Below are 18,567 nucleotides of genomic sequence, written 5' to 3' on the forward strand. Positions count from 1 at the left end.
AATGATTACCATCCCGGGTTTTGTACCAGTGCTTTTTCTGATTCCAAAACGGTTTGTGTAAATGGCAATTTGTAATAATTCCCCTTATCAAATACTTTATTGTAACGGTCGTAGTCGAAACGGCGTGTTTCCACACGTGGTGTAAAGTATTTAGGATCGCTTTTAGGTGCAGGATAACCGTTTTCGCCTACTTTTTCACTTTCTATTCCTTTTCTGAAGATTAACATTCCCTTCGGACCCCGGTTCAATTCTTCGATAGTTGTTTTACCTTCGGCTTCACTCCAGCGAAGCAAATCGTAATAACGATGTCCCGGAACTTCGTATGCAAATTCGATACGGCGTTGCAGTTTGTATTCTTCCCATAAATCATGTCCTACAACAGATGAATCGAAATTGTCCAAACCAGCACGTCTGCGTATTTGATTGATTGCATCTTCTGCTTCGCTTGTTTTGTTCAGTTTGATAGCGGCTTCAGCATAGTTCATAAGTACTTCGGCATAGCGAACCATGAAGTAGTATGCATTGCGTTGCTCTGTCTCCAATGTCCCGTCTTCTTTGAAAATACCTTGAATGTATTTGGCCGGATAATAACTTGTGATGGTGTTGGATGAAGCATATTTAACTGGCTTAGACAGGTTTTCGGAGTCTCTGAAACCAGTATGCAGAGCACTGTATTTTTCAGATTGGGTTGGCTCTGACAGGTCGATCCATGTACCGATTAAATACATTTCTTTTTCAACGCCGGCATAATAAGAACCATCATATAAAACAGTTGCATAGAATCGTTCATCGCGGTTTTCATACATCTTGCCGTAATTTTCCGTTTCTGCTTTGTAGTTACCATCGGCATCGACAGAACCGTTCATGTCTACGGTAGCTTGTTTGGTTTTCCACCATTGTTTCCATTTGCCGTCGGCATCGTCTTTTTGGTAGTAGCAGTCAACTAAATCTTGTGTGGGATACGTTGATCCGCGAACACCCCAATCTTTGTTGAAATCATTTGTACTTCCGTAATACTTGCCGACAGGGGCATGGCAAGATGCCACATTAAAACCGGTGCGGTTGTCTTTGTTGAACATAACAGGCCAGATAGACTCGGAAGAGGTATAGCCATCACTGCTATTGAACAGTTTGGCATAGCTTTCATCCAGTTTATATTTGCCAATGACACTCTTGGCCGCATCGTATGCTATTTGATAATAGTGTGACGAGCCTTTTTCAAAGCGATATATTGCTTTTGATTCTTCTGAACCGCTCAGGTTCTCATATAAATTGCTTTTGGCCGCATCTGCAGCACATGCTGCATATAGGGCTACACGTGATTTGATCGTCTGTACGGCATCGGCGTTCACCAATCCGAGTTGAGGTGTTTCCTCTGTTTTGCTGAAATATTCAAGTGATTTGTCGAAGTCGGCAAGTACTTTGTCGAACAACTCTTCACGGGTGATCCTAGGCAACATTGTTTCATCGAAAACATTCATAACCCTGTCTATATAAGGAACGCCACCCCAATATTGTTCCAATTCAAAGTACAACCAGCCTCTAAAGAAGTGACATTCGGCTAAAAGCTGGTTCATGACGGATTCCTGGATAGATGGAACTGTCGGGATACGCTCGATACCTAAATTAGTCGCACGGATCTTTTTGTATTGGTCACCCCAAGGACCGGAAAAACCATCTATACCGTTCAGCGCATCGTAAGTTCTTTGATAAAAACTGTTTTGGCGATAACTTGTCCAGTCGGTTTCATCATTTCCGATGGCATTGTCAGACCATTGTTCAGAGGTAAAATACTGGTTTGCGGTAGCCGGAGCCCAAGTATAAAACTTATAGACGTATGCGCGTGACAATTGGGCGTTTGTCCAGAAGTCATCTTCAAATACTTTGTCTGTAGGTTCTACTCCTAACGGGTCGCAGGCTGTTAATCCTACAGAAGCCATAGCAACACATAGAACGGATGTCTTTGTGATGAATCTTGCTATTTTATTTTTTGATAACAGGCTGAGGCCTGTTTTGTCAATTAATCTCATAATTAAATATTTATCAGTTGTTTTTGATTATAAAGTAACTGTTACACCGAATGTGTAAGAACGCTGGGTCGGATATGCTCCGAGTTTACCGCTGCTACCCCAGATACTTTCGGTTGGAATATATTCAGGGTCTGCCATGTTCTTTAACGGATAGTTTTTGTTTACCCAAGTGAATGCGTTTGTTACAACGAAACTCAAGTCTAAGCCTTTGATGTAAGATACGTTTTTCAATACGTCACGTTTCAAGTCATAACGAATGCTGATGTTCTTCAGTTTCAGGTAAGAAGCATCATATACCCAACGATCGATAAAGGTTGAACCATACGAGTTGTTTCCGCCATTGTTAGGCAATGGAAGTGTTGCGTCGAGATTCGGATTGCCTGGCGTGTAGCTGGTGTTGAGCAGGTATTTGGCGTATTGCCACAAATACCCCTGCTGGCTTCTTAACGGAGACGGCATTGAACCGGTAACATTGGCAGCTCCCTGGAAGAATAATTCAATATCCAATCCTTTCCAGCCACCACCGAGAGTGACACCGTAAAGAGTAAGCGGGGTTGTGCCGGGGTTGTTTACCCAATATCTGTCACCGTTGTCAATTATACCGTCGCCATTGCGGTCTGCGATTTGCATCGTACCGAGTGTATAGCTCTTGTTGTAGGTGTTGCTATTACCATTGTCTAAAACAGCGTTATACAGTTGTTCATATGAACCGAATAGACCGGTATTAATCATTGTACTGCCATAAACATTCTGCATAGCTCTTAATCCCAAGCTGTTTAATTTAGGATAATACCAGTTTGTGCTTTCTGATTCATGACGGGTAACGCGTTCGTCCCAGTAAGAATAAGTAACACCTAAACGATAGTTGAAGTCACCGATTTTATCTCTCCAATTCAAAGAGAACTCAATACCGCCTTTACGGCTTGTTTCGAATGGAGCGTTTATTTTTGGTGTATTGGGCATACCTAAAATAGGGGTATAAACCAATTTTTCATTCATGTTCATGGCTTTACCATGATTCATGTATAAATAGGTGTCGAACGATCCGCTTAAACGGTTCTTTAACAAGTCGAAATCGATACCACCACTCAATTGGCGAGAACGTGACCATGACAAATCGCTGGCTACATTTGATTCAATCCAAGCAGCATTACTACCCATATTTGCCCCAAGCAGGATCGTACCGTCTTGTTTGTATTGGTTCATAAAGCTGAAAGGACTACCGATTTCTCCACCCACGATACCGTAGCTCAAACGCAACTTAAGCATGTTGAAGATATCCGGATTGAGGATGTCTTTGATAAAGTTTTCTTCTGTCATCACCCAACCGGCTGATGCTGCCTGGAAGAATCCCCAACGTTTATCCGGACTGTAGCTCAAAGACGCATTATAGTTTGCGCTATATTGCAGCAAGTATTTGCCGGCATAATCGTAAGTGACACGGCCTACCCAGGAAGAAGAACCCCATTTCTCTTCGCCACCACCTGAACCATTATAGGTTGTTCCGGCTCCGATTTGGGGAACGAATGTGGTCGGGTATCCTTTCATGGTGATGTTGGTGTAATTGGTATTTCTCACCTGGCTTTGGTAAGTAATCATACCGCTTACGGAGTGTTTGCCGAAAGAACGGCTATAGTCTGCCTGGTAAATACCGGTAGTCAATAAATAGTTGTTCCATTTCTGGTAAACACTGGCATCTTGTGCGTTAAAATTATTAGGCATCGTAGCTGCCGGGCTGGAATAAACATTTTCCTGCGGGTGGCTGAACTTTTTATTCATGCTGTAGCTGGTACTGAAGTTTACGCTGGCACCTACGGATAAACCTTCAACCCAAGGCAAATTCCATTTCAAACCCATGTTGGCCTGCAAACGATAATCGTATACATTGTCAAATCCGGTACGGAGCAAGGCGGCCGGAGAATTGTTTCTTTCCAAGCCGGTACTCCAGCGTTCAGGTTTGTTTAGCATTTCTCCGCCTTCGAATAATGCTTTGTTGAATACATTGTCTCCTTCCGCCGGACGTTCTTTAGTTGAAACGATACCATTCAAGTTTAACGTGAACTTCAGGCTCTTGTCGTTCAGCAAAGCTGCTTCTGAGTTTAACAAAGCATTAATCTGCTCGTATCCGTAGGTGTCACTGATACCTTTTTGGTTCAGGTAGCCTAAACTTGAATAATATTTTACACGATCACCACCACCGCGCACGCTCAAGTTGGTTTGGTACATGGGTTGTACATGGTCGAAAAACTCCCATGGATCGTATGTCTGGTAATAGTCTTCAATGTTGCCTCCTTGCGTGGTGAAAGGATCGAACAAATTGTTGATGTCTTGCATGCTATATCCCATGCTGTATCTTTCGTTGACCAGATTCATGATCTCCTCGCGGCTTTTTCCTTGCTGGTTCAGATACCCCATGTAATATTTTGACATTTCCGTGTTGTTGTATTTAGGGTTCTCTTCGAAGTTGGCAGCATACAAATCGTTCATGGTCCGAGCGTAATCGTATGTGTTCATACCTTTGGAACGATAAGAAGGAGTCATGACGGATATCTTTTGGTTGAATGTGATATCCAGTTGTCCGGCAACACCTTTTTTAGTGGCAATAACTACAACACCGTCTTCGGCACGCGGACCGTAGATAGCGGTAGCAGATGCGTCTTTTAAGATAGTCATTGTTGCAATGTCGTCCGGACGTAAGCGGTTGAAGAAGATTTCTCCCTGTTCGGTTTCCATTACAACGTCGTCGATCACGTACAAAATTTTGTCACCACCACGGATCCAGATTTTGGTCGTTTCACCCGGTGCTCCGGAACCGGACTGGGTGGTAACACCTGTTACACGACCTCCCAAACCGTCACTGATAGATGTTACGGGCAGTTTGGCGATCGATTCCATTTTTACGGTAACAGCTGATGCTGTTAATGTTTTTGCTTTTTGGATACCACCATAACCGGTAATCACTACTTCTTCCAGAGCTTGTGAATCTTCTTGGAGTTTGATAGTCAAGTTAGATAGCCCTGTATACTTGATCTCCTGGGTGGTGTAACCTACAAACGAAATTTGGATAGTAGCTCCGTTTTTGACTCCTTCCAAGACTACTTTACCGTCTAAGTCGGTAACATTACCATTAGTTGTCCCTTTTACAACTACGGATGCTCCGGTAACAGGACCGAATTCATCCTCTACAATAACCGTCACTTTCCCGTTTTGCTGGGAAATGTTCACACTCGGTCTAATGGGTGTTGTGTCGGCTTTTATGCTCTCAGGAGAACATAATATGCCTGCAAACAGCATTAAACCAATTGGTTTGAAGTTTTTTAGCATAATGTGCGTTTTTAGTTTAATATTAATATGTTATAGGTAAAAAAACTCTCTGATGTTGTTTTGGTATTTTTCCATTCGTTGGAACAGTACTCTTCCTGCTATCGGAAAAGTGTTCTTCCTGTCATCGGAAGAGTACTGTTCCGACTATCGGAAAAGCACTGTTCCGATCACCGGAAAAAGAATTATTCAATTTCCGGTCTGTCGCTTCCTCCGACTGTCAGTATGTAAGGGAAACGGTTACGACGGGGTTCGTTTAATAAAATCTTAGCATTTCCGCTGGCTTGAGTTGCTATTTCCAGATAGTAAGTACCGGCAGCCAAAGGCGGAATGATAAAAGAAAAATAGGATGGATCGTTGCGTAGCAGTGAAGCTACCGGAACTTTTGTTTCTGTATCGTCTGTTGTAGAAACGAAATAGAAACCAACATCCTTGCCTTCTTCACCAGCGATTTTCACGCGGTTCCCTTTACCATTCAAGCCTCCGCCCGGGGTGATCTGGTTGTTTTCGCTACCTGTTGTTACGTCTGTGACGGTTGTTATGACGGGTAATCCTTCGGCTGTGCCGGAAATGATTACGGTGATATTTCCCAGATCTTTTTTCATTTCAACCAGGGGTACGCTACGAAGAACCACATTGTTTTTCGCTGGGTCGAATTTTGCATCCGGACCGATAAACGGACCATCGACACCCAAGGAGTTTGTAACGAAGCCAAATTCAACTGTAGAGGCATTGTAAAGTTCGATTTTTGCCTGTTCTTTCAAATCATTGTAGGCACTCTCTAATTCAGAAGCAGTGAATTTACTGTTTGCAGATGTTAGCTGGCAAAGGTCTTTAATAGTACGTTTTGCTTGGTAAATCACATTGCAAGTGAAATCGTCTTCGCGTTCAGTCAACTCGTTAGGAGTTAATTTTCCTGTAATACTGCGCATTTTGGGTTCTGTAGCTGCCATATTGATATTAGTTTTAATTAGTTCTTGGAGAACTAAGTACTTTTATGGTTTTTATTTGCTTTCGAAGTGGATTGAAGGTCCAAAAATGAAGTTTGATATGAATTTGCATGTACTTATAGAGATGAAATGTTAATTGGTTTAGTTAAAAAAACGATATTTCAAATAAATATTATTGTTATTTAAAATTAATCCATACTTTTGCGAGATAAAACAACCTTAGTTCTCCAAGGACTAAGGTTGTTTTGTTTTATAATTCAAATCATTCAAAGAGTCTTGTTGGATTGTTTTTTTATTGGGTAAAATATTGCGTTGTGTTTATTTATATAAATAATGTTGTGGTTGTTGTGATTTTTTATATAGTAGAATAAGGATAGTTGATCAAAGAAGTGGATCGGCTATTTTTGTATTATAGCCTGGAAGTACGAACCGGTATCTTTAATGTGAACCGGCTGCCCTTGCCCTCTTCCGAGGTGATCAGGATATCCCCGTCCAGGCGTTCGGCAATTGTTTTGCAGATGGCAAGGCCCAACCCTGTTCCTTGGGCAAATTCATCCTGTTTGTAGAAACGTTCGAATACTTTTTCGAGGGCCTCTTTGGCGATTCCGATGCCGGTGTCTTCTACATAAATATAAACATATCCCTCTTTTTCTTTGTATTCATATCCCAGTTTGATATATCCTTTCCTGGTGAACTTAACTGCATTGTTGATAAAGTTCGTGATCACCTGAGTAAACCTGAAACGGTCGACGTGGACATCGATACTCAACGGCGGCATATCCTTGATAAACTGAATATGGGGAGGTATGAGCAGATGATGGGTCTGGTAGACTTCATCGATCAGTTCGTTTAACCTGCATGTCTCAAAGCTGAATGTCATCCGGCCGGATTCAATGCGTGACAGTTCCAGAATATCATTGATCAGTTTCAAAAGCAGGTTGCAGTTTTTATTGATCGTATCTTTAAATAACTCTTTTTCCTCTGCGGTGATGTCTTCTTCTTCTTGTAGCAGATTCGAAAAACCAACGATGGCGTTCAAAGGAGTCCGTATCTCATGGCTCATATTAGCAAGGAAGGCCGATTTCATTTTGTTGGCCTCTTCCGCTTTTTCCTGTAACACTTTCAGTCTTTCTTCTTTTTCTTTAAATGCCTGGATATTCAGGCATAAACCTATAACTGTCTGTTCCGGATCCGTTTTGTCTTCTCCCTGGTTGTAACGAAGCTCCCACCAACAATAACCTTTCCCGTTGAAATTGAAACGGCATTGTATCGTCGTTTCTTCCCAGATTCCGGAATAGATATCCTGGATATGGCTGCGCAGGTGTCCCTGGTCATCCGGATGCGTGATAGACAGCAGTTCGGCAAGAGATATTTTGCGGGGAGCCATTTGATTTGCCGTAAAGAAGTCGTTTTCAAAAATGAATAATTCGTTTTCCAACTTCCATGCATATGTATTTCCGCCCTCCAGCGCCAGTCTCAGGAACCGTTTCTCTTTGAACAAATTGGTTTGTATCTGTTTCTTACGTTTGAACTCCCTTCTATACATCAGGGTCAACTGTGAGATGACGTATATGATCAGCAACAGGAATAGAGCACATGTGATGATCATTGCCTTATGATAACGTTCGTAGAACGGGAGGTTATAGATAACGCTGCCCTCCGGCAAATCATTTCTACTGAGATTAAAACGTACCATTTCATTCCAGTCGAAAGCATATATTTTCGGGCTTTCAGTGATGGTATAATTTGTTGTCAGGGCACCGTTCAGAATTTCAGCTGTTCTTTCAGCTACAATGTCCGTTTGTATATCCAGGGTGGTAAAATATCCACCGGTAATACCTTTATCATCGTTAAACCCATTATTGATAACAGTGAAATTGGGAACATTGGCCAGGCGGCCTATAGTTAGAACATCAAAATCGAGGATGATTTGCAAACATGCTGTGTATGGTTTGTTCTGGAAAATCGAGAGCAAGCCTTTGGCGGAAAGGTATGCTGTTTCAGTTGTGTATAAAACTGATTTGTCGGGTTTACCCGGTAGAAGATCTTCGGGGTATTCATTTCTTTTTTGGTGATACAGACCGATCCGCAATGCCCTGTCTGTCCCTTTTACCTCTTCCTGAATGGTCCTGAACGATTCCCGACTCATGAAACGGGCATTTTTGAAGAACAGGATCTTGGAAGGGCCATATAATTTCTCAATGAGTTCAATCGTTTTTAGGTAATTGGGTTTGTCCCAGAAACCGGTGACGTTCGGATGCTGTTCCAGTAAATCCCAGTTGGGGAAGTTTACTCCCGAAAACACCACAGGTTTGTTTTTTCCCAGCGGATGGTTGCATGCCATCAATGTATAAGTAGCCTGATCGTCGTTTGACAGGATAATATCGGGATCCCAATTCCGGATTGAGTCTAAATAATGGAACATCCGCTCATTCTCTTCCTTTTCATTATAACGCTCGCAATCCAGATAGAATGTTTTGATATTTGTTAGAATATTCTTTTTCTCCAGTTTCCCGGCAATCATGTCGCCGAATTGGGAGTAAGTGATAAGATCCTCCGTATAGGACTGGAGAATAAGTACTTTATATGGAGTATTGCCGGTAGCAGCCTCCATATTTCTTCCTGCTCCCAAAGAAATCAGAAGATATAATAGCAATATGTGCCCAAAGCGTTCCAAAGAATTGTATCCTGTTATTACCCTTGTAGTTATTTTCCTATTACAACAAACAGTGTTATATCCGACATTTACCAGAGATAACACTGTTTATATTAATACTATGTTATGAGGGGACAAAGATAATTAAAAGACTAATAAAATCAACGGTTATCGATTCTTTATTGTTTTTTGTGGATAATCCGGGTATAATAAATACTTTTTTCGCATTTGTTTATACTTGTCCAGTTCCGGCTGCCAGCTCTCACGTATTTCCTCCTCTGTCAGTCCTCTGACAATCTGGTAACGGAGTTCTTTGGTGCCGGCCAGCAGGTCGAACCATTGCGGACGGGAGAAAAAGAAAGCCTGTTCGTTTCCCGCCTTATTATAGAAGTCCAGGAAAAAGCGCAGGGTCAATCCTCCCTCGAAAGGATATTCCCGGAGGTCGATGCCATAGCATTCCTTGTCTTTTTGCAAAGGATTCGTATCGAAGCCCGGCAATGAAACAGGAGTGAATGCGAAATCGCCGTATTTCCGGTCCGGGTATCCGATCACCTGGAACGGATAGTAAGTACCGCGTCCGACACTGACGTTGGTTGCCTCGAAGAAGCATAACGACGGATATAGGCGGATCGACTGGTCGTTTGGCAGGTTAGGCGAAGGCTTGACCGGCAACCAGTACGGATCGCCATGTTTCCAGTTTTCCATTTTAACGATATGCAGTTTGCAACTGTCCGGAGAGCTTTTCAACCAGCCTTCACTGTTGATCATCCAGGCCAGTTCGCCAACCGTCAGGCCGTGCAATAGTGGGATAGGATCGACACCAACAAACGATTCAAAACCTTTCTGACGGATCGGGCCGTCCACAAAATCATTGGGATTCGGACGGTCGAGTACGATAAACTCGACGCCATTTTCCGCACATGCTTCCATTACATAATGCATGGTACTTATATACGTATAGAAACGGGCTCCCACATCCTGAATATCGAATACGATAACATCCAACCCGTTCAACTGTTCGGCTGTCGGCCTTTTGTTTTTACCGTAAATGGATACGATGGGAATGCCGGTTTTCAGGTCACGGCTGTCTTTTACTTCTTCCCCGGCATCGGCTGTTCCCCGGAAACCATGTTCGGGTGCAAAAACCTTTTTCACTTGAATGCCTTTTTCAACCAGGGCATCCAGTAAATGTTTCTGTTGTTTTTCCAGAATAGAAGTCTGGTTGATAACCAGTCCCACTTGTTTGTCTTTCAGCAAGCGGGTAATCACATCCATACGCTCGGCACCTAAAACCAAAGGTCCCTGAGTTGTTGCGGCTTGTAATCCGGGCATGAGCAATATGCCGATAAACCAAAGTGTAAGCCTGAAAACTGTTTTCATAATCCGTTTCCTACTGTTTATTATCTGCAAAAGTAGCAAATGTTCGTATCTTTAAAGCAACGAAAGGATTAAATGTGTTTCTATTTAACATGTTTGCCTTGAACCATCATACTTGATTTCGTGTTGATTTAATATAAACAAAAAGAATAATCATATGACAACAAAACTTCCAAAGATCAAAGAAAAAGCGAAAACCGAAGCATTAGTGTTGGATCACAAAGAAGATCGGTATCCGGTACAACAGGTGGCAACAGACGGTGAAGTAACAAAAAAAGAGGTGAAAGACGCCGTCAAAGAAATCAACCCCGACCTGAATAGCCTCGGAAGCAGAGGATAGCATTTTATCAGCCGTATACTGGATAGCCAATATAAAATATCTGTATCTTCGCAACCGGATTAACTTAAAACAAGGTATGGATAAAATGAATCCTATTGATATTATCTCAAAATATTATCCGGCAGAATCGGATGCTTATCATATATTGGTTACCCATAGCCGGAGTGTTGCCGACAAAGCATTGAACCTGGCCCGGATGCATCCGGAAATGAATCTGGACATTCCGTTCATAGAAGAAGCCGCTATGCTGCATGATATAGGCATTTTCTTGTGTAATGCTCCGGAGATCGGCTGTTTTGGGGATGCCGAATACATCTGTCACGGCTATCTGGGAGCTGACCTGATGCGTAAAGAAGGCTTTCCCCGCCACGCATTGGTTTGCGAACGGCATACCGGGACCGGTATAACCCGTGAAATGATAGAGGAGCGGCATCTTCCGCTTCCTTCACGTGTAATGGTGCCGGTTTCGTTGGAAGAACAGCTGATCTGTTTTGCCGATAAGTTTTACAGCAAGACAAAACTGGATAAGGAAAAGTCCGTTGAGAAGGTAAAACAGGGCCTTTCAAAGTACGGAGAAGATACTGTAATACGTTTTGATAACTGGTGTAAACTCTTTTTAGGGGAATAAAAGCTATAGGGCTCATTAATTTATTATACATTTGCACGCTGTAACGATTCAGTTGACAGTTGATAGTTGACAGTTGACAGTTGGCGATTGGCAATTAGGATAATCTTAATTTTCAATTTTCAATTTTCAATCTTTAATTATCAGTTGTCAACTGTCAACTGTCAACTTAATTAATGAGACACAGAGGCTTATTTATCCTTTTATATTTTCTCGCAGGGGCTTTGATGATGTATTCGCAGGAGCTGGTTGCCCCGCGTGATACCGTATTGCCAGTCAATGGGGATACGATAACGCAGGCAGCCACTGATAGTACAGTCCTTGTATCCGACTCTACCAAGAACAATAAGGTCGGTCTCGATGCACCGGTTGTTTACCAGGCGAAAGACTCTATGGTAATGACTGCCGGCAACTGGGCGTATCTCTATGGCGAAAGTGATGTAAAATATCAACAGATCGGATTACAGGCTGAAAATATAGAGATGAGCCTGGACAGCAGCCTGGTGTTTGCCAAGTTCGGTCTCGACTCTATCGGTGAAGAGTTCGGTTACCCGTTGTTTAAGGATGGTGATCAGGAGTACGAATCGAAAACGATGCGTTATAACTTCAATACCAAGAAAGGGTATATTACCGATGTGATCACCCAACAGGGAGAGGGATTCGTAACTGCCGGCCGTACAAAGAAGATGGACGACGATGTCCTGAATATGGTGGGTGGTAAATATACTACTTGTGATGAGCATGATCACCCTCACTTTTATATCCAGATGACCAAGGCGAAGGTCCGTCCTAAAAAGAATATCGTGACAGGTCCGGTCTATATGGTGATCGAAGATGTACCGTTATATCCGATCGGTCTGCCTTTCTGCTTCTTCCCGTTTTCCAGTACTTATTCTTCCGGTGTGATTATGCCGACCTATACCGATGACTCTCAGCGGGGATTTGGTTTGCGCGACGGAGGATATTACTTTGCACTGAGCGATTATATCGATTTGGCGGTGACTGGTGAGATCTATACGAAAGGTTCCTGGGGGCTTCAGGCGCAGTCTTCCTATAAAAAGAGGTATCTTTTTTCGGGTAACTTCAATGCGGCTTACCAGGTCAGCAGGTATGGCGATAAGGGGCTTGACGACTATAGTCTGTCGAAAGACTTCCGGTTGAACTGGACGCACAGCCAGGACCCGAAAGCGAATCCGTACCGGACTTTTTCTGCCAGTGTCAATTTTGCGACTTCCAGTTTCGACCGTAACAGTGCGATGGGTATTTATAACCCGAATACGACAAACAATACAAAAGGTTCCAGTATCAATATCACGCAGCGTTTTCCGAACAATCCGTTGACGCTTTCGGCAACCATGAACGTGAACCAGTCTTCCAAAGACTCCATGATCTCAGTGACATTGCCTGACCTGACTATTACGCTGAGCCGTATATTCCCGTTCAAGCGTAAGAATCCGGTGGGAAAAGAACGGTGGTATGAAAAGATCTCCATGAGTTATTCGGGATATTTCAAGAATAGCATCACAACGAAGGAAAACCAGTTGTTTAAATCGAATATCATAAAGGACTGGAAGAACTCGATGGACCATAGCATTCCGGTCAGTGCTACATTTACCGCATTCAAGTATATCAATATATCTCCGTCTTTCAATTATAAGGAAAGCTGGTATACCAGTAAAATCACCAAGCAGTTCGATCCGCACCTGAATACTTTGGTAAACCGTGATACTACTTACGGATTCTATCGTATTTACAACTACAGTGCGTCGTTATCAGCTTCGACTACGTTGTATGGTTTTTACAAGCCGCTTCCTTTCCTGGGAGATAAAGTGGAGATGATCCGCCATCGTTTCGAACCATCTGTCAGCATTAGTGCCGCTCCTGACTTTGGCGGTAGTATCTTTGGCTTTTATGATCATTATCAGTACATAGATGCAAATGGCGATCCTATCGATTATGTTTATTCTCCTTTCGCCCACAACGGGTCTATCCCGAGTGGAAAGCAGGGTAGTTTGAACTTTTCGCTGGATAATAACGTAGAAATGAAAATTAAGTCGGATAAAGATACTACCGGCTTTAAAAAGATCAGCCTGATCGATAAGTTATCCTTGGGGATGAGTTATAATATGGCGGCGGACTCTTTCAAATGGAGTGACCTCTCTGTCGGATTGCGTTTGAAGTTCTCAAAGAGTTATACGTTGAATCTGAACGGACAATTCGATACTTATACCTATGGTGCGGATAAAAACGGGAAGCCGATAAGACTGGATATTCCCCGTTGGAAAGCCGGCAAAGGTATCGGACGTCTGCGTTCAACAGGAACCAGCTTCTCCTATACTTTCAACAACGATACGTTCAAGAAGTGGTTCGGAGGTAAAACGGATAGTAATATCCCGGAAGAGAATGCCGGAGACGGCGAATTGGAAAATCTGACAGCCGAGAATGCGGATGGTGAGAATGCGGATGCGGAAGGAACTCAGGAAGGTGGCCGTTTGCGTGGCAAGAAGAAAGATACCGGAGAGTATGATTCGGATGGTTATCTGGTTTCGAAAATCCCCTGGAGCCTTTCTTTCAATTACAGTATGCAGTTACGCTATGGCGATTTCGATCCGAACCGATTGGAGTATAAGTATAAGCTGACCCATGCACTGAGCTTTAACGGAAATATCCAGCCGACAAAGAACTGGAGCTTTAACTTCAATGCCACTTACGACGTCGAGAACAAAAAGATTTCGTTTATGACTTGTAATATAACCCGTAACCTGCACTGTTTCCAGATGTCGGCAAGTATCGTTCCGGTGGGAGCGTATAAGTCGTACACATTCTCTGTAGCAGTAAGTTCTTCCCTGTTGAAAGACTTGAAGTATAACCAGAGCAGCAGCGTTCGTTCAGGTCAGGACTGGTATTGATCTCATAGGAAAGAAAAGACATAAAGAAAGGGCGATGAATTTATTTTCAACGCCCTTTCTTTATCTTGGTATTTACCATTCTATAGGAGTCTGTCCTGTGGCTATCAGATAATCGTTTGTCTTACTGAAATGCTTGTTCCCGAAGAATCCGCGGTAGGCGGAGAGGGGGGAAGGATGCGCTGATTTGAGTATCATATTGCGCGAAGCATCGATAAAAGCACCTTTGCGCTGTGCATATGAACCCCACAGGATATAAACAATGTGGCTGCGCTCTTCTGTCAGTTTGTGGATTACCGCATCCGTAAAAGCTTCCCATCCCCGGTTCTGGTGCGAACCGGCCTGATGTGCACGGACTGTCAATGTCGCATTCAACAATAAAACACCCTGGTCTGCCCAACGCAGCAGATTCCCGCTTTTAGGCATAGGCGTACCCAGGTCGCTTTCTATCTCTTTAAAGATGTTGATCAGGGATGGAGGATAAGGAGTCCCGTCCTGAACAGAGAAACAAAGCCCGTGAGCCTGTCCCGGTTCGTGGTAAGGATCTTGTCCCAGTATGACTACTTTTACTTTATCAAAAGGACAATGCTCGAAAGCATTAAAGATGTATGGTCCCGGAGGATAGACTGTTCCGTGACTGTATTCCTGTTTTACGAAGTTGATTAACTCTTTGAAATAATCTTTTTCAAATTCGGGGGCTAACCGTTCTTTCCAGCTTTGTTCGATCTTTACGTCCATAATTGAAAGTTAAATTAATAGCATTCCGGCAGCACGGGCTTCCTGACGCATTTCTTCCGGCCAGATGCTTGCCTGGATTTCTCCGATATGAGCTTTGCGCAGATAAAACATGCACAAACGGCTTTGTCCGATACCGCCGCCGATGCTTTGGGGCAGTTCGCCGCTCAAGAGACGTTTGTGGAAGTATAGTTCTTTCTTTTCTTCCGCATTACAAGTCTTTAGCTGGCGTAGCAGTGCTTCTTTATCCACACGGATACCCATAGAGGATAATTCCAGTGAGCGGTTCAGTACGTCGTCCCAGACAAGCAGGTCGCCGTTTAGTCCGACCTGTCCGTTTTCAGCGACAGTCGACCAGTCGTCGTAGTCCGGAGCACGTCCGTCATGTTTCTGTCCATTGCTCAGTTGGCATCCGATGCCGATGATGAATACGGCTCCGTATTCCTTGGCAATAGCGTCTTCCCGTTCTTTCGGTGTAAAGGTAGGATATTTTTGTAATAAATCCTCGGAATGTATGAAATGAATCTGCTGGGGGAGAGACGGCCTTATCTGCGGGAACATTTCGTAGACCAGATATTCCGTACGTACCATAGCGGCGTAGATACGGCGCACAATCTCTTTCAGAAATTCAACATTGCGTTCTTTAGGGCTCATAACACGTTCCCAGTCCCACTGGTCAACGTATAAGGAATGCAGGTTCCCCAGTTCTTCATCCGAACGGATAGCATTCATATCGGTATAAATACCATAACCCTCTTCTATATTATAGTCTGCTAAAGTGAGGCGTTTCCACTTAGCCAGCGAGTGGACGATCTCTGCTTTTGAATCGTCCAGGTCCTTGATAGGAAAAGTGACAGCCCGTTCGGTTCCGTTCAGGTCATCGTTGATTCCCATACCTTTCAGAACGAACAAAGGAGCCGTGACACGACGCAGGCGTAATTCGGAAGATAAGTTTTGCTGGAAAAAGTCTTTGATTTTCTTGATACCCATTTCTGTTTGAGACAGGTTAAGCAAAGCCTTATATCCCGCAGGTTTAATTAGATAGCTCATATACTTGTTGTGCTTTGTGTTTGTTAAATATGCGTGGCAAAGATAATGATTAATGGCAAAATAGCAATATAGCAGCCCTTTTTATTTGCAAAATGGCAGTATATCCGCTAAAGAGAGTTGCAAAATATCAGAAGTTATGTTTTTCGGCAGAAAAAAGAAAGAATATGAAAACTCATCCTCAATACATTTGCTTTCCTCCGATATTATATTTACTTTTGCCCCGTCTTTGGCCTGGTAGCTTAGTGAATAGAGCGTCAGATTCCGGTTCTGAAGGTCGAGGGTTTGAATCCCTCCCGGGTCACAACAAAAAAGCGATGTCATATGATGTCGCTTTTTTTGTTTAAATACTTCTCGTTTACTTTCTCTTTGAAAATAATATAATTGACAAAATGAAGTGATATTGGTCTGTTGCAGAGTAAAATGGTTTTATTTGGCCGTTTTTTATGACGAGCGTACTGCTTTGGATCGGTATTGTAGAAGAGTGTTGAATACATAATTTAACAATGGTATTGAGGCATGCGCGTTTTTCTGTTTGTTTTAAATAATTTGGGGGTTCGTTTAAAACGAGTTTTTTTTCATTTTAAATGAGATGGGGATTTATTTAAAGCAAGATTTTTGTTAATAAGTGTTGATTCTGGCTTTTTCAGAAGCTGTTTTGCGTGGGAAAAGTCTGTTGAACAACATTTTTATTTTCTGTAGCAGGGTAAACAGGCGCAGGTTTTGAATTGGCATATTTGTGATGTTTTCGATTGATGCGGGTCCTATTGTTCTATATTCTTACTTGTATGTTTCATAATGATGTTTTATGCTGTTTAAGTGTGATCAACTGTTATTCATTAAGTCGCCGAGAAGTGCGTGAATTATAACGGGTATTGGGTTGGGATCGTACATCTCTTTCTGGGGTGGGGTGAGTTGACAATTTGATATTTAGTTTTACTTTCGTTTGGGGTGTTAAGCAGGATTGAATGAACTTTTCATTTTTTCTTTTGTTTTATATATAAGTTATTAATTAAGATAAAACAAAATACTATGTTGGCGATATACAGATTTTTGTTTCCGTCGAAGCCTGACGGAATTACTATTTCCTTGTTATTATTGGCGTTGCGCATCCTCTTCGGTGGCTTATTATTGAGTCATGGTATCCAGAAATGGAATAATTATGCGGAGATGTCTGCTGTTTTTCCTGATCCGCTGGGAGTGGGGAGTAATGTGTCGTTGGGGCTTGCTATCTTTGGTGAACTTGCCTGCTCGATCGGATTTATTTTTGGCGCATTATATCGTCTGGCAATGATACCGATGATATTTACTATGTGTATGGCTTTTTTTGTTATCCACGGGAGTGATCCTTTTGCGGTGAAAGAGCTGGCCTTTGTTTATCTGGTGGTATTTATATTAATGTATATTACCGGTCCGGGTAAATTCTCGATTGATCGGTTCATCTCTGTGCCGCTGTCGAAGAAGAGAAGGTAAAAATCAGGTGTCGCAGAGTAGGGTTACGATCCCTTGTTTTGCCGGATAGGTACTATTAATAGACTACATTCTTTTGTGTCTATGTTTATTTGGATTATGGTATTCTGTGTGATCCATCCTTCAAGGAGCCGATCGCACGGATAAGTCTTACTGCAATAATCGATATAATGAATAAGTTCCATTGTATCGTCGAGGAAAAGAAATGCCCCTTTGCACATTTTGTTGGAATCGAATAAGCAAGTCAGTGTCGAAGACTCGAACCGGACTTCCAAGCTGGTTTCTTTCTGGGCATTAAATATGTACTGGTTTTCATTCTGTTCTCTGTTAAGAAAGATCGTTTTTACAAAACTAAGGGGTTTGTTGATTGCGAGGCATCCCAGGGTTATTTGTTCTGCATAATTCCTATTGTTTTTTTGAGTCATTTTATTGTCTGTTTAATGAATGATAGGCAAAGGAATAAAATGTAGACGGGATGATTCATCAGGTAAGCTGATTTCTTATTAAATGTGGTAGTAATATTATTCGGAGTCTTATCGGCGGATATTATTCTATTAAATAAAATATTATCAGGATTAATACTTACTTTTGCATTAGGTAAATCATATACAATAATTAATATGGAGGCAACAGTAAAGAAAAGTAATCATGGAGCGAATGTTCGTCGTTGGAGGGAATGGCGAAATGTTAATCAGGATGTGCTTGCAGAACAGATAGGTGTTTCACAGGCTACTTTGTCCGGTTATGAGAAAAGGGATAAATTGGAAATAGAAATACTGGAAAAGATTGCTAAAGCTTTAAATATTCCTGTTGAGGCCATTACCGAAATGGAAGATGGAACTTCTATTAATATTGTTGCAAATACATTTGATAATCAATCATCCGCTGTCAATTGGTGTCCAACCTTTAATCCCATTGATAAAATAGTGGAACTTTATGATAAACTTCTGGAAGCAGAAAAAGAAAAGGTTGCTATGTTGCAGGAGGTTTTAAGGGATAAGAGATGATTGATATAGGTATTATAGATTAGGGAAATTATATTTAAACTGCTCAGTTATTATCAGTTTTGAATGTTACTTTTCTCTAGAAAGAAAAGTAACCAAAAGTTCA

At 42.2% G+C, this 18,567-nt stretch carries 12 protein-coding genes and 1 tRNA gene; 6 read left to right on the plus strand and 7 right to left on the minus strand.

Annotated elements, in window-relative coordinates; genetic code table 11:
- Positions 1-5: 5 nt before the first annotated feature.
- From DWW91_RS26345 to DWW91_RS26365, 5 genes are all read right to left on the minus strand, one after another.
- Positions 6-2,030 (minus strand): RagB/SusD family nutrient uptake outer membrane protein, encoded by a 2,025-nt coding sequence (locus tag DWW91_RS26345; protein ID WP_233584584.1) that lies wholly within the window; start codon positions 2,028-2,030, stop codon positions 6-8.
- Positions 2,031-2,057: 27 nt separating this feature from the next.
- The gene (locus DWW91_RS26350; protein WP_122329327.1) at positions 2,058-5,354 is read right to left on the minus strand and encodes a SusC/RagA family TonB-linked outer membrane protein; all 3,297 of its coding nucleotides are present in this window, start codon (positions 5,352-5,354) and stop codon (positions 2,058-2,060) included.
- 182 nt (positions 5,355-5,536) lie between these two features.
- The gene (locus DWW91_RS26355; protein WP_122329328.1) at positions 5,537-6,304 is read right to left on the minus strand and encodes a DUF4469 domain-containing protein; all 768 of its coding nucleotides are present in this window, start codon (positions 6,302-6,304) and stop codon (positions 5,537-5,539) included.
- A 406-nt stretch (positions 6,305-6,710) separates the two neighbouring features.
- Positions 6,711-8,933: an ATP-binding protein gene (locus tag DWW91_RS26360; protein ID WP_147426570.1), complete on the minus strand. Its 2,223-nt coding sequence runs from the start codon at positions 8,931-8,933 to the stop codon at positions 6,711-6,713.
- A 192-nt stretch (positions 8,934-9,125) separates the two neighbouring features.
- Positions 9,126-10,337 (minus strand): exo-beta-N-acetylmuramidase NamZ domain-containing protein, encoded by a 1,212-nt coding sequence (locus tag DWW91_RS26365; RefSeq protein WP_122329330.1) that lies wholly within the window; start codon positions 10,335-10,337, stop codon positions 9,126-9,128.
- 154 nt (positions 10,338-10,491) lie between these two features.
- Between DWW91_RS26365 and DWW91_RS26370 the strand changes: the two genes are divergently transcribed.
- From DWW91_RS26370 to DWW91_RS26380, 3 genes are all read left to right on the plus strand, one after another.
- Positions 10,492-10,674, plus strand: coding sequence for a hypothetical protein (locus DWW91_RS26370; protein WP_007654920.1), 183 nt, complete (start codon positions 10,492-10,494; stop codon positions 10,672-10,674).
- Between the two features lie 85 nt (positions 10,675-10,759).
- Positions 10,760-11,302, plus strand: coding sequence for an HDIG domain-containing metalloprotein (locus tag DWW91_RS26375; protein WP_007654918.1), 543 nt, complete (start codon positions 10,760-10,762; stop codon positions 11,300-11,302).
- 173 nt (positions 11,303-11,475) lie between these two features.
- Positions 11,476-14,208, plus strand: coding sequence for a putative LPS assembly protein LptD (locus tag DWW91_RS26380; protein ID WP_010801979.1), 2,733 nt, complete (start codon positions 11,476-11,478; stop codon positions 14,206-14,208).
- Positions 14,209-14,280: 72 nt separating this feature from the next.
- On the opposite strand, the gene DWW91_RS26385 is transcribed toward DWW91_RS26380, so the two are convergent.
- Together DWW91_RS26385 and asnA are read right to left on the minus strand one after the other, a co-directional pair.
- Positions 14,281-14,943, minus strand: a complete 663-nt coding sequence (locus DWW91_RS26385; protein ID WP_007654913.1) for a uracil-DNA glycosylase — start codon at positions 14,941-14,943, stop codon at positions 14,281-14,283.
- A 9-nt stretch (positions 14,944-14,952) separates the two neighbouring features.
- Entirely contained in the window at positions 14,953-15,990 is a 1,038-nt protein-coding gene (gene asnA, locus DWW91_RS26390) for an aspartate--ammonia ligase (protein ID WP_007654912.1), read from the minus strand.
- A 228-nt stretch (positions 15,991-16,218) separates the two neighbouring features.
- On the opposite strand from asnA, the gene DWW91_RS26395 reads away from it, so the two are divergent.
- The 3 genes from DWW91_RS26395 to DWW91_RS26410 all read left to right on the plus strand — a co-directional run bounded on the left by DWW91_RS26395 (position 16,219) and on the right by DWW91_RS26410 (position 18,464).
- Positions 16,219-16,291 (plus strand) — tRNA-Arg (locus DWW91_RS26395).
- Between the two features lie 728 nt (positions 16,292-17,019).
- Complete coding sequence (locus DWW91_RS26400) at positions 17,020-17,460, plus strand: DoxX family protein (protein WP_007654911.1); 441 nt, start codon at positions 17,020-17,022, stop codon at positions 17,458-17,460.
- Between the two features lie 617 nt (positions 17,461-18,077).
- Complete coding sequence (locus tag DWW91_RS26410; RefSeq protein WP_010801982.1) at positions 18,078-18,464, plus strand: helix-turn-helix domain-containing protein; 387 nt, start codon at positions 18,078-18,080, stop codon at positions 18,462-18,464.
- Positions 18,465-18,567: the final 103 nt, after the last annotated feature.

Source organism: Parabacteroides sp. AF17-3 (genome assembly GCF_003635445.1).
In the GTDB taxonomy this organism is placed as follows: Bacteria; Bacteroidota; Bacteroidia; order Bacteroidales; family Tannerellaceae; genus Parabacteroides; species Parabacteroides goldsteinii.